A 15,885-nucleotide genomic window follows, 5' to 3' on the forward strand; every position below is an offset into this window, starting at 1 on the left:
CCTCAGGACTTAGAGGCAGATCACCTTTCACGCATGCACTCCGATCTTGAGATAATCGCGGGCCGCGAGAATGATGCGGTCAGCAAACACTTCATCATTAAAGTGAGCATCCACCGCTTCGACCGGAATAGCGCTGGGAATGACTTTGCGAAGATATTCGGCGAAGGGGCCGGGCACATTGATATCGTGGAGATGCCCTTCCGGGCTGTCATGGCTGGAAAAGCCGCCCAACGGTACGAAAAAGCGTACAGGTCCTTTCGCTTCAATGACCATTTTGGCATAGTGATCGGCCAGATTTCGTAGCTCCTGCATCTGTGTGCGAACAGCAGTCAGCGCAGCATTATGCATGTGATAGCGCGTGCCTGGGAACCGCTTCTTAGCCTCCGCTAACGGCCCGCCGATGATGAAATCGGCATTGCCGGGAGCCAAGATCGTCGGAATGCCCTTTCGCAGCGCCGCCATCGCACGCTCAGGACCACCATCTGTAAGGCCGCCGTGAAGATGGTCGACGATTTCTGTTGCCGACAAATCGAGCACTAGAGCGACATCACGTCCTTCAACGATCGCATCGAGGGTTCCGCCGCCGCCGCCAGCACAATGGAACACCATGACTTCGTTGCCGTCGTCCTGAAGCGCTTCCCTTACACGTCGAACTGATGCTTCGGTAGTACCCAATGTGGTCATAAGAACGAGAGGTCGATCTTCCCTCTGTGCGGCAGGGTCATAACCCTTCGCCATGCCAGCAATAGCGAGCGCGGCGTTGCGATAGACATCGCGGCTGATCGAATTGATGCCTGAGACATCCGTGACGGCATTGGACATTATGATGTCCTTCGCCCCTACGAATGGTGCAGTGAACCCCGACGCCATGGTGGAGACCATCAACTTGGGAAGACCATAGGGAAAGGCCTTCATGACCGCTGTGCCAAGCGTTGTTCCCATCGACCCGCCGATAGAGATAATGCCGGAGAAGGGTTGCGCCTCATGATGATGAAGGGCAACTCGGATAGCACCCTCGATCATCACAGCCTGGCATTTGCCCTCATGACCAAGCGCACGCACTCTCTCAATGCTCCACCCCGCCGCTTCAGCAACCTCTTCGGGTGGAATCTCGGGGCTTCCGACCGTACGCCGCACGCTTGGATCGAGATGGACTATTTCGCATCCAGCTTCTTCAAGGCAGGTTCTGAGAAAACGTCCCTCGAATTCTTTCGTGTCGTGGGTGACGATCATCAGAACAAGTGGCTTCTTTCCAACCATCCTCTTCTCCATTATAGCCCGCTGATTTGCGCACGCTGATAGACCGGCTCCATCATTCAAGAATTCGGGGTACTCAGGCCGAGGATCTCACGCGCCTCTGCGGAAGATGCGATGTCAATCCCCAGTTCCGTCGCGATGCGGCGGGTTCGAGCCACGAGCTGTTCATTGGTCGCTAACTGCCCGCGGCTATAGTAAAGATTGTCCTCTAGGCCGACGCGCACGTGTCCGCCCAACAGCATAGCCTGTGTGGTCGCGGGCAGCTGCGCCGCCCCAATCGCCGACACACAGAAAATCGACTGCGGCGGCAAAGCCGCGATCATTGCCGCTAGGATATCGTGACTATAGGGCATGGCGCCTTGAAAGCCCTTGTCTGCGCCCAGGACCATATTGATGTAGTAGGGAGGCTTGTCATAGCCTTTCTGAATGAGTCGTGTTACATCCTGCAATATATGGGTTGGTGAAAATACCTCCCATTCAGGCTTGATGCCCCTGTCCGTCATACGCTGCACCAGCGTTTCGCAGCGGCTGGGCGGCGTGATTACGCATATTTCCCGTCCGCCATGGACGTCGACGAAGGTCATGCCATCGAAGGTCGCCATCTCCGCACCGGCTTCGCAGCCCTTTAGTCGTTCCTCGAAGCTTGATTCGAACAATCCGTCCGGCCTCTCGACAAGCATGTCACCGCTTGATCCGCCCCCGGTGGAATTGTTTATAATGATGTCGCAGCAATCGCGAATACGTCCGTTAATATCACGGTAAATATCCGCGTTACAAGTTGCGCCATCATCCGGCCTACGAGCGTGAAGCGCAGCAACTGCTGCCCCTTCCTTGTAAGATGCGTATACGGAAGCTGCAATTTCATCGGGTTGCGTGGGAAGAAGCGAACTCTGCTTCTTGGATGCCATGCCGCCCGTAGGAGCAACGGTGATAATCAGCTTGCTCACGACGAAACACCTTCATGGATGGAGGGAGTGGAAAGCGCGGACACGATTTCAGGGGGCAATGGAATGCCTCGCAATCTTCCGCTCTCCTGGTCGATGGCAGACCAAACGCGCTTTTCGAATGCCTCGATCGCCAGATCCTCACCTCTGAAGACGCGATGTGACACCTCAAAACTACTACGGCCAATCTTGGGAACGGAGGTATGCACCTGAATTTCTTCACCAAACCGACTGGGAATATAAAAACGGGCTCCGGTATCCACCATCGGAAAACCAACAATCCCGTACCTCTCAATCATAGCGCGCTTGTCAATACCGGTCACCATGCGAAAAATCGCGGCGGTGCAGCTGTCAAACATTCGGAAATACTGGGGATAATAAACTATCCCGGCGGGATCGCAATCACCCCAACTTATCTCAACGGAGATTTTATTTACAAACATGAGGGCATGTCTCACGCTATGCCGGACGCCGGACGTGTCGGCGCCGAATTAAACCAGTTCGAATTGAGATATTAGACCGTTTTGCAGGCCTAGTCTCATCAGACGCCCGCCTGCATCTAGCAACAGTTCATCGTCCCTCGCGTCCTTCAACGTCGCCGTGGCCACGCCAGCCTCTCTAAGCGAGCCAATCGCGTCTTCATGCGAACTGGAACGCGTCCCACCGGTGCTGCCCATTTGCAATTGAGCGGCAAGATACTGCCTTGCATTTGCGCCATGCTCATGGGCCAGCGCTGCTTGGAAAGCCTGAAACGCGGCTCGCTGAGTAACGTGAGCGCCCAAGCGCGGTAATTTACTCGTTCCATAGTTGACAGGCCAAGTCGCTGCTTTCAGGCGACGAATCCGATTACCTTCACACTCATATATGATAAAGAACTTCACCGTCATCATGTCGCCTGGCGCCAACGGTCCAAACGGAAAGTCTGGCCGCGACTTTAGTGCATGAAAATCCATGTCGATCTCACGAAAATGACCCGACGGGCCATCAAAGCCTGTGATAGGCCGAAATATCTCACGGATACCATTTCGAACGAAATGGAACAAATTCAACCATTCATCGCGGCCCGTCACCGTTTGACCGCCATCCTCCCAGACCACATCCTCCGTAAACCATTGATCCACGAGATTAACGTAATCCCCGGAATTGAATGCATCTATATATGTGGTGAAATCCATTGTTTTAATTCCCAACTGGTAAGTTTGATTAGACTTGGTTTAAATCGGAAACTGTCCTGGCAGGGTTTCAACTGTAATCCAGCGAGTTTCAGTAAAACTATCGATCCCCTGTTTGCCTCCGAACCGGCCATAGCCAGACGCTCCGGTACCCCCGAAAGGCATCTGCGGCTCGTCATGAACCGTGGGCCCATTGATATGACAGATGCCTGATTTGATCCTCTTCGCGAGCATCAACCCCTTTGCGATATCGCGTGTGAAGATAGCCGCAGAAAGCCCGTATTGGCTGTCATTGGCAATCTCCACCGCTTGGTCGGCATCGCGAGCACGGATTAAGGCCACGACCGGGCCGAAGCTCTCGTCGCGATAGAGATCCATTGCGGGAGTTACGCCATCAAGCACGATGGCAGACATCACCACATTGTCCCCTTTTCCGCCCGTCAAGATCTTGGCACCTTTCTCGATCGCATCGTCAACCAACTCGTTGACGCGGTTCACAGTGCTCATGTCGACCACCGAACCCAGCGGCGCCTTCCCTTCACGCGGGTCGCTCGCGACAAGGGTCGCCGTCTTTGATGCAAACTTTTCCGCAAAAGCCTCTGCGACTGCGTCAACCACGATAATTCGCTCGGTGCTCATGCAAATTTGGCCTTGGTTCATAAACGCACCAAAAGCTGCCGCCTTGACGGCTTCGTCGAGATCGGCATCTTCCAGAATCAGGAGCGGCGCCTTACCGCCAAGCTCGAGCAGGCAAGGTTTAAGATTTTCCGCCGCCCGACGAGCGATAATCCGACCGACATGGGTGCTGCCAGTAAAGTTGATACGCTTGATCTCTGGCGCGTCGATCAGCGCGCCGACTACTTCTGCAGCATCTTCTGGCGCATTAGTCACGATATTTACTACCGACTCGGGAAACCCCGCGTCAGCGAAGGCCTCGACGATAAGCGCGTGGGTATTTGGACATAATTCACTAGCTTTGAGGATCACCGAGTTCCCACAGGCAAGCGGCACCGCGATAGCACGAACGCCGAGAATAATCGGTGCGTTCCAAGGTGCTATCCCAAGCACGACCCCGACAGGTTCCTTCATCACAAGGGCCAGACAGCCGGGCTTGTCCGAAGGAATTACTTCACCGCATATTTGAGTAGTCAGCGCTGCCGCTTCTCGGACTATACCGGCAGCAAGTTCCAGATTGAACAATGCCCAACCACGTGTGGACCCAGTCTCTTGCATCATCGAAGCAACAAACTGGTCCTTGCGGGCCTCCAAGGCCGATGCCGCCCGCAGCAGAACCATGCGACGAGTGTTGGGACCCAGCGCTGCCCAGACCTTTTGACCTTCGGCAGCCCTATTGCCTAAGTTCGGAATGTCAGCGGCCTGCATAGCCTCAGCCGAGGATGCTACTTCGCCAGTGAGTGGATTGATTCGTTCAAACCGCATGTTTCCACCTCTTTAGTGGTAAATAGAAGATCAATGGAGAAAGCAGGCCGTCCCTACGAATCAGAAATTAAATCTAGCTCGAATTCCGTAAGTCCGAGGAGCTTCAAGTGTAACTACAGGAAGACCGACGATTGGTTGTACAAACGAGGTCGCCTTTAACGTCTCGTTCTCGATATTATCGATATACACAGCAACAGAGTAGCGGTTTTCAGGGCCGCGCCATGTCAAACTCGCATTCGACATCATATATCCTTGCTGAGCGAGATCGTCCAGCGGGTAGGCGTCGTTATAGGCTGTCAGTCGTTCGTTTTCGGGACCAAAGAACCATTCGTTCCCGACGATCGCGGAAAATTCCGTGAGTGCTGCGCGCATTGACGCCTCAGTCACGCCGTTAGGCAATATCATGGTCATACTCCCGGAACCCAAGTCGTGTGAAAGGCGCTCCTGAGACGAATCGGCAATCGGGCCGTTGCAAGCGGCCCCTCGGAGATGGCGCGCGCGTCGAAGATCAGCAGATCGGAACGGTTTTGGTCATGTCGATCGGCGATATTGATATACCAACCTTCATCTTCGCCAGGCCCGCGCGGGATGAACGCGCCCTCCTGGAAGCTAGTCTCGTCAGTCCCGTGATAGGTTTGGACTTCGCCGGTCGTCAGATCGATTTTGCCGATCATGTTAGCGCCCATGTAGGTAGGGCCGGCCATCAATATCCGCCTCTCCGGATCCACCATTGAGATATAGGCGTAGCGATAATCCCGACCGACGCATCGCGGATCGATGAGCGGCAGCTCACCGCCATATGGGGCCAAACTCTTCGATGAGAATCCTCCATCGACGGCGTTCGACGTCATGTCGAAAGACCAACGCGTGGGATAGGGGACGCCATCCTGAGGATCCGCGGCCGATCCTGCGATGTCGCCGATGTAGGGGAAGCCATTCCGCTTGGAGATCATCATATCGAGATGGACTATTGTGCCTTCGTTAAAGCCGTTGATGACGTGAAAGCCACACGACGTAGGCACTTTGAACCATCGGATATCGGTCGTACTGCCGGCTCGCGGCATAATGCCAACCCAACTAGGCAAACTCCCGTCCCACTTCCAATGATCCCCACCTGCCTTCAAGCGCTCGGGATCCATTGTCGTCGGAAAGATTGGAAAGATCACGTAATCAGTCGTGATCGCGAAGTCATGGACCATCCCGACATATGGGGGATCGAACCACTCTTCTTTAACAAGATTCCCACTTTTGTCCTCGATCAGGAAGCACATTGGCGACGAACCATCACCTTCACATTCATAGCTAAACAGAAGAAGCTCACCCGTAACGGGGTCTATCTTCGGGTGGGCTGTAACTGTTTTACTTTTAAGCTGCCCATTCCAAGTGAAATCGCCCAAGGTGGCTAGAGTGTCCGGATCGACAGCCATCGGCACATGGTCCTCCTTGAGCACCAGGAGACGGCCAGCGTGCCAAATTGGCGCGGTATTTGCGGTCCCTCGGCTTTTCCCGGCGACTTCAGGTTTATCAGTCCACGGATTGCGATATTTCCCATAGAGAGAACGTCGGGCAGCCCGCTCAGCTTTCCATCTTTCGGTCTGAATATAGCGCATCTTGAAATCGACATGGCCGTTCTCGAAGTTAAACATCGAGATCATCCCGTCCCCATTCACGTAAATGTCGTCTCCCAGATATGGCGGATATTGGGGATCCGGGCCGGAGCGATACCATCTACCATTAAGATCCGGGGGAACATCACCCTCCACCTCAAGATCATATATATCGCATTCAATTCTACTTGGAGTGTTGTATCCACTGAAAGAGAGACCGTCAGGAAATAGCTTAGTCATGAACGCATGCCTTTTTAAGTGTTACGCGCCTGCGCTTTGCTGCAGGAACATATTCAGCGAATAAAACATTATGAAGTTTGACTAGCGGCGCGAATAATCGTGTATCGGTTGGGATTGAGGACTCGCCTATATTCGATGGCCGCCCGTCGCTCCCACTATGAGGCACCTTCAGACGAGATCGGCACGAGTCCGCCATTTCACGACGCGTACGCGTAGCGTTGCCGCGTTCGCATCGCGGCGCTCCTATCACCATACATCCTCTCCTAACTTCCCAAACCGCTGCGTCCCTTCATCGGGATCATGCAAGCTATGAGCGATGTTGTCGGCGCATACATTGCAGGCGAGATTTACGATGTCAAGTGGAGAAGCGAGGCGGGTAGCCGTAGTTCGTGAGACCTCAATCGAACGCGCCACCTTCGGCTTCCAGATTGGGGAAGGGCCTGAAATAAAGTTTCGCGCAGTTCAGCGGCCAACTAAGTCGTGATCTGTAATTTGCGATCGCTTGGCGGTTGTCCCTTGAGGGTCTCAAGGATCTGCCCGCACTCGCCGACCCTGAGGCCGGTGGTGCTGTATCGGGTCTCACAAGGCCGGACGTTGCATTGACTTGAAGCGAGCTCGGCGGCCCATCCCTCGACCTTCGCAGATCATCCGACCCTGCGTTCCCTCGCGGGACACCGAAGTCGACAAGCTTTCTCACCGCAATCGGGAGGCAGGGGCGCAGATGCTCGCGAATGTCCGACAGATCGACAAAACCGGTCAATCGAGCGCAGCAGATGATCCGCCGGCACATGCCGCTCCAGGCTGAAGGTGTAGAACAGCGCCTCCTGCGCCACTGTCAGCTCGCCCATCATCGACCCGTCTCCGCCACTCGCGCAGACTGAATCAGGACACCGGCGCTACTTCAAGGCCGAGTCTTTTTAACGGATAGGGACGATAGCCGAATGTGGCGCACAGGCCGCGGATCGTGTTGTCGAGAAGCCGGTGTACGCCAGTTGGGCAAGGCTGGCCGCATCATGCGGATCGGTCTTGTTCGCCTTCATCGCCTTCAGGCTCTGGTGGGCCTGACGCGCGTCGATGCAGATGATCGCGACACCAAGTTCGCGCAGCCCGAGCGCAACCGACGGACTCATCCGGCCCGTTTCGATCACAGCGCGCTCAATGGGACCATAGCGCTCCAGCACCGCGGCGATCGCCTCTGACGTGCTGTCTACGCATTGCATTCCAACCTTGCGCCCATCGGCATCGACGACGCAGACGTGCGACGTTTCCATCGACAGGTCCAATCCGGCATAATTTCGGATCGAACGGTTCCGCAGCATAGCCACCTACTACGACAGGTACCCCAAGAACAATCTCGTCGCCATCAAGCTCGTCTGTACCCACATCTGCGCTGTGAAATCCGCAGCCCAGGCGGAGATACGACCTTTGAAATTTATGAATATGCCTGCGCACCTCCAATCTGACCCATACACATTCGATCGGGTATTTGGCTGCTGCGGATTTATCGACCGCTTGTCCGTAATCATTGAGAATACCCGAGGTTTCTGCCAAACTCCTCGCATGAGCAAAGATCGTCCCTACCACCATGGAGAGCTTCAGAGTGCGCTCCTTGACCTTGCCGTTGTTGAAATCGAACGGGTTGGCTACGGTAACCTTTCCCTTCGGGAAATGGCCGCCGCAACCGGGGTGTCTCGGGGAGCGCCTTATCGACATTTTGCTAACAGACGCCGTTTCCTGGAAGCCCTGATCTCTCATGGATTAAGGATGATTAATGACGGCTTGGCCCAAGCAGCCGAGCCTTATGAAGCGCCTATCGAAAAGGTACGTTCCGTATTTGATAGATACCTTCGGTTTTCCGAGGAGCATCCGCAATTATATCAACTATGTTTTGCAGCAGATATATTTATAGATCTCCCGGCGAGCGACGATTATATGCGAGACGTACAGAATAAGTTTAATATATTTTCTAATTATATATCTCTTTTGGTGCCGAAACATGATGAGCATTATTTAGAGGCTCTTGCAATTTCTTGCTGGTCTCTCCTGCACGGATTTGCGATGCTTTCGACCACCCGCCGCCTTCAACACATTTTGCACGATAAAAAGTACGATACTCTATGCAGATCATTTGTGATTGAAAAATGCCTTTCTTTGCCAAATGTTATGCCACGAGTGCGGCATGGAACTATGGTTATCGGCGCCGATTAGACCCCGATTACGAAGTACGCCTAGAAAGTTATGTAGATTATATATGGTGAGTTCCGCTATTCGTGATTTGGATAATTAGGCGTGCAATTTTCGACTTGATCATCTGTCATCCAACTCTGGATAAGTCATAGGAATTTAATGACATACAAGTCATATGCATTTTTGAGGGGAATAAAACTGACGAAGCCGTGATGACGCGCTATGACGAACGAGAGCTACGGAAGTCCGTTGGAGACAGCCCCACATGGCGGCTAAAGAACCGGGAAAAATAGGCCGGGTCCGGAAACCCGAGCGAGTAGCCGACTTCAGCGACCGTTAGATTTGTATAAAGTAGCGAGCGCCGTGCTTCGAGCAGAGCGCGCTGATTAAGCACTTGGGTCGGGGACATGCCGGCAACTTTCGAGCAGGCCAGGCGTAGGGTCGTTTCGCTCACCCCCAGCGTTTCGGCGTAGACAGAGACGGGCTCTCGTTCCCGGAACCTGTGCTCGATCCTCTCCCTAAGACGCGCGACGATTCCGGCATAATAGCCTGGTCTTCTAATCGGCCTGTCGTCTAGCGTAGCGTTGCGCAGAACAACGACGAGAAGCGAGAGAAGAGTTGCATCGACGGCTGCCCGGTGGCCCGGTGCCGACCATGCCAGTTCGCGCATAAGTTCCTGCACAAGACGCTCAGCTGTCTCCTTTTCGAAATGCGACAACGTTAGCGCTCTTGCGGCGTCAAATATCCGTGCAAGCGCGTGATCATGGCGCGCGAGGTCGCTAATGTATCGCGTCGCCATCGTGACGACCGTTCCCGATGAATCCTCATCCCAGGAAAAGCCATGCACCACCGTCGCCGGTACGACCAGAAGGGATGGCGCTATAAAACGCAGCACCTGGCCATCGGCACGCATACTCCCTCCACCGGCCCAGATCAGGAAAATATGGCAAAGCTCGGCGTGAGCATGTGGCTTGATCGTCCACTCACTTGGCCGGGATCGATCGTCTAACGACTCGACATGTGTAAAGCAATCTTCGACGAGTCTATGTGGCTCCCCATAGAGGTAAAAGGTTGGGATCTGCTGCCGTGCGGTCATGGTCCGACTATAATTTTTGCCGTTGAATCGTCCAATCTTTTTATCGGCCGTGACATGGTGCGTAGCGTATTGCCAGCTAATTTGGGGCGTGGGGTGGCCATGCGAGCCCGCCGTACCAATAAGAGGATTAGATGCGAACCCAAGTCGCAATCATTGGCGCCGGTCCGGCCGGCATGCTCCTTGCACATCTGCTTGCCGCTGAAAACATTGAAGCGATAGTCCTCGAGCGGCGTGATCGCCATTATGTGGAAGGGCGCGTTCGCGCCGGCGTGCTGGAGCAGGTGACCGTGGACTTGATGCGTCGCCTCAAATTGTCGTCTCGACTGGACCAGGACGGCTTAGTTCATAGCGGGACCAATCTGTCATTGGACGGTCAAATCATTCATATCGATTTGGCGAATTTGACCGGTGGCTCCACCGTAACCGTCTACGGACAACAGGAGGTAATGCGGGATCTGTTCGACGCGGCCGAGCCACGCGGAGTGCATGTGATCTGGGATGCGGATGAGACCATGTTGCATGATGTCGATAGCGAACGGCCCTTCCTGACTTGGAAAAAGAATGGAACTGAGCATAGGCTCGATTGCGATTTTGTGGCGGGGTGCGATGGTTTTCACGGCCCTAGTCGGATGGCAATTCCCAACAACGTGCTTAAGACCTTTGAGCGCGTTTATCCCTTTGGGTGGCTGGGAATTCTGGCGGACGTACCGCCTGCCGGACATGAGCTGATTTATGCCAACCATGAGCGTGGTTTTGCACTCGCCTCCATGCGCTCGGCCACACGTAGCCGTTATTATATCCAATGTTCGCTGAACGACCGGGTAGAGGATTGGCCCGATGAGCGGTTCTGGGATGAAGCGTGCCTACGGCTCGGACGAGATGTTGCCACCAAAGTGACGCGAGGTCCATCATTCGAAAAAAGCATCGCGCCGCTGCGCTCCTTTGTATCCGAGCCGATGCGTTGGGGCCGTTTGTTTCTGGCGGGCGATGCAGCGCATATCGTGCCTCCCACCGGCGCCAAGGGCTTAAATCTGGCAGCGTCGGATGTGATCATGCTTAGTCAAGCCCTGCGCGAATTTTATCGCGACCATTCTTCCGCAGGCATCGACAGCTACTCTGAACGCGCACTGTCGAGGGTCTGGAAGGCGGAGCGCTTTTCGTGGTGGTTTACGTCTATCACGCACCGCTTTCCCAACATGGATGGGTTCGATCGTCGCATCCAGATGGCGGAGCTGGATTACATCCGCGGCTCGATAACAGCGCAGCGATCGTTGGCCGAAAATTATGTCGGCCTACCTTTGGAGACGATATAAGCACTAAGATTTACGATAACCGCACGTCGGCGCTAAGGGGCGAGTTGTTCGACAGAATGACTATTATGTGGGCGTCTTCGGTTTATCCGGCATGACGTGCTTCCCTGATTGTTACCAGTCCGAGGCAGCGTCCGGCTCCTTCATAAACTACACCCGATCATAATTGGAATTTTCCAGCTCAAAACGGTCCAGAATTCGGGATGCAGTCACCGCTCTCTTCTATCGCAGGGAAACGCCATCTCAAACGGGACTCAGCGCATCTGCCGTCACTCGAGGCGCCCGCAGCGCTGCCGTCCGCGCTCAGAAGCTTCGTACTGCCGGAGCCCGATGAAAAGGCTACCACTCGAGGCTGGCCTGCTCAATCGTCGTCGTGTTTTGGGCGACGAATGGGTGGACCGCTCGCTCGCCAATTGCACATCGTGCAATAGCGATTTCTAGGCGATGATTACACGTATCGCCTGGAATGAAATCCAGGCCGCACCGGGCTCGATGACCATATCCGGCGCCTACTTGTGCTGGCGTTTGCCGCCAGCCTCGGCCGTTGGGAAGAGTCTGCACTCCATGTCCGCGCCGGCTTGACCGGTGGCGGCTTCACGCGCGACGAGTTGACGTAAGTGCCCATGCAAATCGCTATCTAAGCCAGCGTGCCCGCCGCCAATACTGCCTTTGCAGAAGCCGGGAAAATCATTTCTGATATCGATGCAAACCAGTAATCGACGTGAAACGAACACCTTCCATAGCTCGCTATCCAGCGGCGCTCTGGTATCAAATATCTCCGATCGCCAGAATGAACCGAACCGTCATTCGGATAGTCCAGCTAGATGTGTCCAAACCCAACCAACACCCTGAGCATGGCGGATTTCTATGCAGTCGCAAAGCGCTTCGCCATGCGGGCGCCTGCTCCACCTTTTGCGGCAAGCTTCGCGCCATATCGCATGACGGTCTTGGGATCACGCCAGCGATAGGCCTGCATGATCGCCGGCAGACTTTCAGCGGCAGCAAAGTTGTCCTGTGCCACCCCGACCCGGATCGAATGCGACGACACCGCCGTCACCCAGCGCTCAAGCTCGGCGTTCGACATCTCGCCGAGCAGCTTCTTCGCATGGGCCGCGCGGATCAACCGCCTGTAAATGAGCGTGATGCTGTTGGGATGCAGCGCCCTGCGCCCGATCGCCGCGACCGTCCCGTCAAAATGCGTCTCGACGCGCCGGAACAACGGCCCCTTGTCGATATGCGCGGCCGCGCGCCAGCGCGCGATCGCCTGCATCGTCGGGGGCGCAAGATAGGCCCAGGCCCCCTCCCCTTCGCGATCTGTCTTGCTTGTCGGAATGAACAAGGCCCCTGCCCCGTCCGCATCCGGCCCGTGGATATGGTCGACGGCGATCGCCACCAACTCCGAGCGGCGCCCAGCGCTGTCATAGGCCACGCGCAGCAGCGCCGCGTCGCGATAGCCCAGCAGATCGCGCCGGACAGCCTTGAGAAGATGGGCGAGGCACACGCCGGAGGGCGGTGAATCAAAATCGGCAATGTCGCCCTTGAAGCGGATCGCGCGGGCCTGCTTCTGGCGCACGCCCACTGTCTTGCGCGCCGCTTTCATTTCGAGCGTGACCAGCTCCCCGGCGGTGGGATCGGGCAGGCCCGCCATACGATAGGCCCAGCCAATGTTGACGATGTAGCGTTCGATCGTCGCCATCGCGCGGACCTTTTCGGCCGAGGCGTCAATCCCGGCGATCTGGCGGATATAGGCCGCCACGGCGCTGACCTCCGCCTTCGGCGGATCGAGACGCCGGCGACGGCACCACGCTCCCCAAATTTTCAGATCCGAGCGGAAGGCGCGACGCGTGTTGTGCGACCAGGCCCGCACGGCCGCCTCGATCAGCTCAGCCTTGATCTCCCGCACGGTTCCGGCGAGCGCGCGCACATCGTCGACAACCTCCCCGACATCGGCCGAGGGGGGCGGCAAGGCCGCTGGCGGCCCGGAAGGAAGAGTTTCAGGCGGGAGCGCGCTCATGCGCCGAGGGATAGCGCGCCCACTTTCCAATGTATAGGGTGTTGATAACGATCCATTATCAACACTATGCGTCCGGGCATGCTTTACCGAGAGGTCGTTTCAGTTCACTATTGGCTATGGAAAACCGGCCCTCGCCCATCCGATACGGTCCCGACTATACCCCAAAAATGGTCACGGCGATAGCGGCCGCGACAGCCGCGATTGCCCGTCTCGATGCCCGGATTATCGTCAGTCCGGTGGCCAAAGCATGGTCCACGCGCGCCGCGTGGAGCGGCTATGCGCGGGCCTTGCAATTGCAGTCGGCCGAGGTTGAGGAAATTGACGTATTTTCGTGGGGCTGCGACCTCAAAATCCCTGGTCGTCCTCCCCTCCCCAGCCATCTCGACCTGTTCGACCGCTTCGCGGAATGGCGAGCAGCGTTGCAGGATGACGATCGGCTTCGCTGGCGCGACCGCCTGCCGACCGCGATCGGAGATCCAGCAACGGCGACCGAGCACGCCCCCCTTGTCCGCGCGCTCGATACCGTCCGCCAGCTCGCGCGGATCGACCACAGCATCATGGCCTGGCTGTCCTTGCCATTCGCGTTGCGCGACCGCGGCCTTGTGGCTAGCCCCCTCCCCTGCCTTGCCGGCGGCGCCAAGGCGTTCCGGCTGAAGCCCCGGCCCAATGACGATGATTGGCTGGCCGTGCTGCGCGCCCTCGAAAGCGCGGCGACGATCGCGCTGCAGCGGCTGCACAGCCTCGAGCGGCACTATCGCGACGCTCAGCGCGCGATCGCCGCCGAATACCGCCCTGGCGCCCTCCCTGCGCTGCTGGCGCTGATCCAATATCGCCCTTTGCTCTCCCCGCAATCGGCTGCAGAGTTACTTTGCATGAGTATCGCCGGAGCGAGCAAGCTGTTCGAGCGCGCCGCGACGGCCGGTCTGCTCGTGGAAATTACGCAGCGGCGAAGCTGGCGCCAATTTCTGACGCCGGACCTGGCCGCAGATTTTGGCTATGTGCGGCCAAAGCGGGGACGGCCTGCTAAAGAGCCCCCTCCCCTTCCCGTCGATCGCGATCTGGCTGCGGTATTCGATGCGTTCGACACCGAAATGGCTGCATTAGACAATCTCCTCGCTAGGAAATGCGAGCTCAATTAATTCCAAAGCGCGCTTCTCCCTTCCAGGAAATATGCGTTTTATCAGCCACTTATATTTGTGCAGCGTTATGTGCCGCATATCGTGCGGCGTCTTGTAGCGCAATGTATAACGCGCTGTGTGCTGCGCGGGCGTATTCGCATGTGCGTGCGACTGCGCGGCTACGCGCGCGCTCTAACGCGCCGCTACAGTGTGATGGTGATGTGCATGCAGCATCGCGTGGCCCAGCACGTTCGAGTGCGGACGCGCGGCATACTTGCACAGCGCCTATACCCGCGTTATCACATCCGCATACGGTTGGTGCTGCGCATCCTTACGCACGGTCGGCCTGTGCCGCGCAGGTGAACGCGCGGCCTTATATTAGAGGAGCTAACGAATGCCGGTCATCACCATCGCGCAGAGCAAAGGAGGCGCGGGTAAAACCACACTCGCTCTCGCGCTCGCGTCTGAATTCGAGGCACTAGGCGGCTCCGTATTCATGCTCGATGCTGACCGCCAGAACAGCCTGCTAAACTGGCACCGCGATCGCCGCGAAGAGGGAAGGGGAGGTGACTCCCTCATCACTGTGGAGGATGCCTCCCAGATCCGCGACGCCGAGATCGGCGCAGCTATCAAAAGGGCGAGGGAAAGTGCACAACTGGTGATCGTGGATTCTGAAGGGACGTCCAACTTCAAGACCGCATATGCCGCGATGGACTCTGACTTTGTCGTGATACCAACCCGCTCCTCGCGCCTCGACCTCGAAAGAACCGTGGAAACCAGCGAAATGCTGCAGAAGATGGGTGGCGGGGTGCCATACCGAGTCCTCATTACCCAAACCGGACAGGTCGCGCGCTCGCGCGCCGAGTGGGAAATCGATGCCCAAATCAGCAGTGCATTGCCGATATTCAAGGAGCAAATGCACACACTCGATGCATTCCGCGCCATGTCGAATTTCCGCATGACCCTCGCGGAAGTGGAGCAAGCTGGTCTCGCCAAAACGGAGAAAGCCCGGCGCATAGCCCAGAGCATCCTCGCCGACGTCCTCGGCGAAATTCAGAACAAGGAAGCATCCAATGGCTGAACCCAAACCCGCAACTCCGGCCATGGGTGACATCATCGGCAAAACCCGGCAGCGCCTCGAAACGAATGACGATCCAACCGCTCGCCTCAAAAGCCTGATCGCGTCTACACCGCCGGCGGGTGCCGCGGTCGACCCATCCCCAACCCGGGAACCGCTCCGGCCAACGCCCCCGGCGAATTATTTTCCGCAGGTCCAAGCCGAAACCGCCGCAATTCCCAAGCGCAAACCAATGCGCGGGCCAGCGCGGACCAAACATATCACTATGCGCCTGTCGCAGCCCGAGCGTGACCGACTAGTCCTCTGGTGCGAGGCCAGAAACCTCAGCCTACCCGACGGCATCATCGCCTTGCTCGATCTCGCCGAAGGGGAGGGGCCGGTCTGACGCCCAGGATGCGTTTATGTGAGTAATTGGGGGCAGG

Annotated in this window: 15 protein-coding genes; 5 read left to right on the top strand and 10 right to left on the bottom strand. The window is 56.6% G+C overall.

Going from position 1 to position 15,885, the window contains the following annotated elements; genetic code table 11:
• Positions 1-27: 27 nt before the first annotated feature.
• The 8 genes from Q0316_RS09735 to Q0316_RS09775 all read right to left on the bottom strand — a co-directional run bounded on the left by Q0316_RS09735 (position 28) and on the right by Q0316_RS09775 (position 7,943).
• Positions 28-1,260 carry a Tm-1-like ATP-binding domain-containing protein gene (locus Q0316_RS09735; protein WP_022684416.1) on the bottom strand — a complete coding sequence of 411 codons (1,233 nt, stop codon included), beginning with the start codon at positions 1,258-1,260 and terminating at the stop codon, positions 28-30.
• A 56-nt stretch (positions 1,261-1,316) separates the two neighbouring features.
• Positions 1,317-2,204, bottom strand: coding sequence for a 3-keto-5-aminohexanoate cleavage protein (locus Q0316_RS09740; RefSeq protein ID WP_022684417.1), 888 nt, complete (start codon positions 2,202-2,204; stop codon positions 1,317-1,319).
• Positions 2,201-2,659 carry a thioesterase family protein gene (locus Q0316_RS09745; RefSeq protein WP_220474117.1) on the bottom strand — a complete coding sequence of 153 codons (459 nt, stop codon included), beginning with the start codon at positions 2,657-2,659 and terminating at the stop codon, positions 2,201-2,203. Before Q0316_RS09745 ends, Q0316_RS09740 begins: the two co-directional genes overlap by 4 nt.
• Positions 2,660-2,692: 33 nt before the next feature.
• A complete protein-coding gene (locus tag Q0316_RS09750) occupies positions 2,693-3,376 on the bottom strand; it encodes a nuclear transport factor 2 family protein (RefSeq protein WP_022684419.1) in 684 nt (227 codons plus the stop codon).
• A gap of 39 nt (positions 3,377-3,415) precedes the next feature.
• Positions 3,416-4,813, bottom strand: coding sequence for an aldehyde dehydrogenase (locus Q0316_RS09755; RefSeq protein ID WP_022684420.1), 1,398 nt, complete (start codon positions 4,811-4,813; stop codon positions 3,416-3,418).
• A gap of 60 nt (positions 4,814-4,873) precedes the next feature.
• A complete protein-coding gene (locus tag Q0316_RS09760) occupies positions 4,874-5,218 on the bottom strand; it encodes a hypothetical protein (RefSeq protein WP_147367397.1) in 345 nt (114 codons plus the stop codon).
• Positions 5,219-5,220: 2 nt separating this feature from the next.
• Entirely contained in the window at positions 5,221-6,660 is a 1,440-nt protein-coding gene (locus Q0316_RS09765; protein ID WP_022684422.1) for a carotenoid oxygenase family protein, read from the bottom strand.
• A gap of 917 nt (positions 6,661-7,577) precedes the next feature.
• Positions 7,578-7,943, bottom strand: a complete 366-nt coding sequence (locus tag Q0316_RS09775; protein ID WP_216635596.1) for a transposase — start codon at positions 7,941-7,943, stop codon at positions 7,578-7,580.
• Positions 7,944-8,220: 277 nt separating this feature from the next.
• On the opposite strand from Q0316_RS09775, the gene Q0316_RS09780 reads away from it, so the two are divergent.
• Complete coding sequence (locus Q0316_RS09780) at positions 8,221-8,868, top strand: TetR/AcrR family transcriptional regulator (RefSeq protein ID WP_159368312.1); 648 nt, start codon at positions 8,221-8,223, stop codon at positions 8,866-8,868.
• A gap of 199 nt (positions 8,869-9,067) precedes the next feature.
• Here Q0316_RS09780 and Q0316_RS09785 read toward each other — a convergent pair whose 3' ends face one another.
• On the bottom strand, positions 9,068-9,943 hold the full coding sequence (locus Q0316_RS09785; RefSeq protein ID WP_022684425.1) for a helix-turn-helix domain-containing protein: 876 nt from the start codon (positions 9,941-9,943) through the stop codon (positions 9,068-9,070).
• 131 nt (positions 9,944-10,074) lie between these two features.
• Here Q0316_RS09785 and pobA point away from each other — a divergent pair, with 131 nt between their 5' ends.
• Positions 10,075-11,256 (top strand): 4-hydroxybenzoate 3-monooxygenase, encoded by a 1,182-nt coding sequence (gene pobA, locus Q0316_RS09790; protein ID WP_022684426.1) that lies wholly within the window; start codon positions 10,075-10,077, stop codon positions 11,254-11,256.
• Positions 11,257-12,118: 862 nt separating this feature from the next.
• Here the strand turns inward: pobA and Q0316_RS09795 are convergent.
• Positions 12,119-13,267 (bottom strand): integrase, encoded by a 1,149-nt coding sequence (locus Q0316_RS09795; protein WP_022684427.1) that lies wholly within the window; start codon positions 13,265-13,267, stop codon positions 12,119-12,121.
• A gap of 167 nt (positions 13,268-13,434) precedes the next feature.
• Between Q0316_RS09795 and Q0316_RS09800 the strand changes: the two genes are divergently transcribed.
• The 3 genes from Q0316_RS09800 to Q0316_RS09810 all read left to right on the top strand — a co-directional run bounded on the left by Q0316_RS09800 (position 13,435) and on the right by Q0316_RS09810 (position 15,848).
• Positions 13,435-14,406, top strand: a complete 972-nt coding sequence (locus Q0316_RS09800) for a hypothetical protein (protein ID WP_037504944.1) — start codon at positions 13,435-13,437, stop codon at positions 14,404-14,406.
• Between the two features lie 373 nt (positions 14,407-14,779).
• Positions 14,780-15,466 (top strand): ParA family protein, encoded by a 687-nt coding sequence (locus Q0316_RS09805; protein WP_022684429.1) that lies wholly within the window; start codon positions 14,780-14,782, stop codon positions 15,464-15,466.
• Positions 15,459-15,848 (top strand): hypothetical protein, encoded by a 390-nt coding sequence (locus tag Q0316_RS09810; RefSeq protein ID WP_022684430.1) that lies wholly within the window; start codon positions 15,459-15,461, stop codon positions 15,846-15,848. The genes Q0316_RS09805 and Q0316_RS09810 overlap by 8 nt, the downstream gene beginning before the upstream one ends.
• The last annotated feature ends 37 nt before the right edge of the window (positions 15,849-15,885 follow it).

This window comes from uncultured Sphingomonas sp., from assembly GCF_937871615.1.
Classification (GTDB): Bacteria; Pseudomonadota; Alphaproteobacteria; order Sphingomonadales; family Sphingomonadaceae; genus Sphingomonas.

Coding starts and splice junctions, on each gene's coding strand:
- Q0316_RS09735 (WP_022684416.1), bottom strand. CDS start 1,260: ATGGTTGGAAAGAAGCCACTTGTTCTGATGATCGTCACCCACGACACG.
- Q0316_RS09750 (WP_022684419.1), bottom strand. CDS start 3,376: ATGGATTTCACCACATATATAGATGCATTCAATTCCGGGGATTACGTT.
- Q0316_RS09755 (WP_022684420.1), bottom strand. CDS start 4,813: ATGCGGTTTGAACGAATCAATCCACTCACTGGCGAAGTAGCATCCTCG.
- Q0316_RS09760 (WP_147367397.1), bottom strand. CDS start 5,218: ATGATATTGCCTAACGGCGTGACTGAGGCGTCAATGCGCGCAGCACTC.
- Q0316_RS09765 (WP_022684422.1), bottom strand. CDS start 6,660: ATGACTAAGCTATTTCCTGACGGTCTCTCTTTCAGTGGATACAACACT.
- Q0316_RS09780 (WP_159368312.1), top strand. CDS start 8,221: ATGAGCAAAGATCGTCCCTACCACCATGGAGAGCTTCAGAGTGCGCTC.
- Q0316_RS09785 (WP_022684425.1), bottom strand. CDS start 9,943: ATGACCGCACGGCAGCAGATCCCAACCTTTTACCTCTATGGGGAGCCA.
- pobA (WP_022684426.1), top strand. CDS start 10,075: ATGCGAACCCAAGTCGCAATCATTGGCGCCGGTCCGGCCGGCATGCTC.
- Q0316_RS09795 (WP_022684427.1), bottom strand. CDS start 13,267: ATGAGCGCGCTCCCGCCTGAAACTCTTCCTTCCGGGCCGCCAGCGGCC.
- Q0316_RS09800 (WP_037504944.1), top strand. CDS start 13,435: ATGGTCACGGCGATAGCGGCCGCGACAGCCGCGATTGCCCGTCTCGAT.
- Q0316_RS09805 (WP_022684429.1), top strand. CDS start 14,780: ATGCCGGTCATCACCATCGCGCAGAGCAAAGGAGGCGCGGGTAAAACC.
- Q0316_RS09810 (WP_022684430.1), top strand. CDS start 15,459: ATGGCTGAACCCAAACCCGCAACTCCGGCCATGGGTGACATCATCGGC.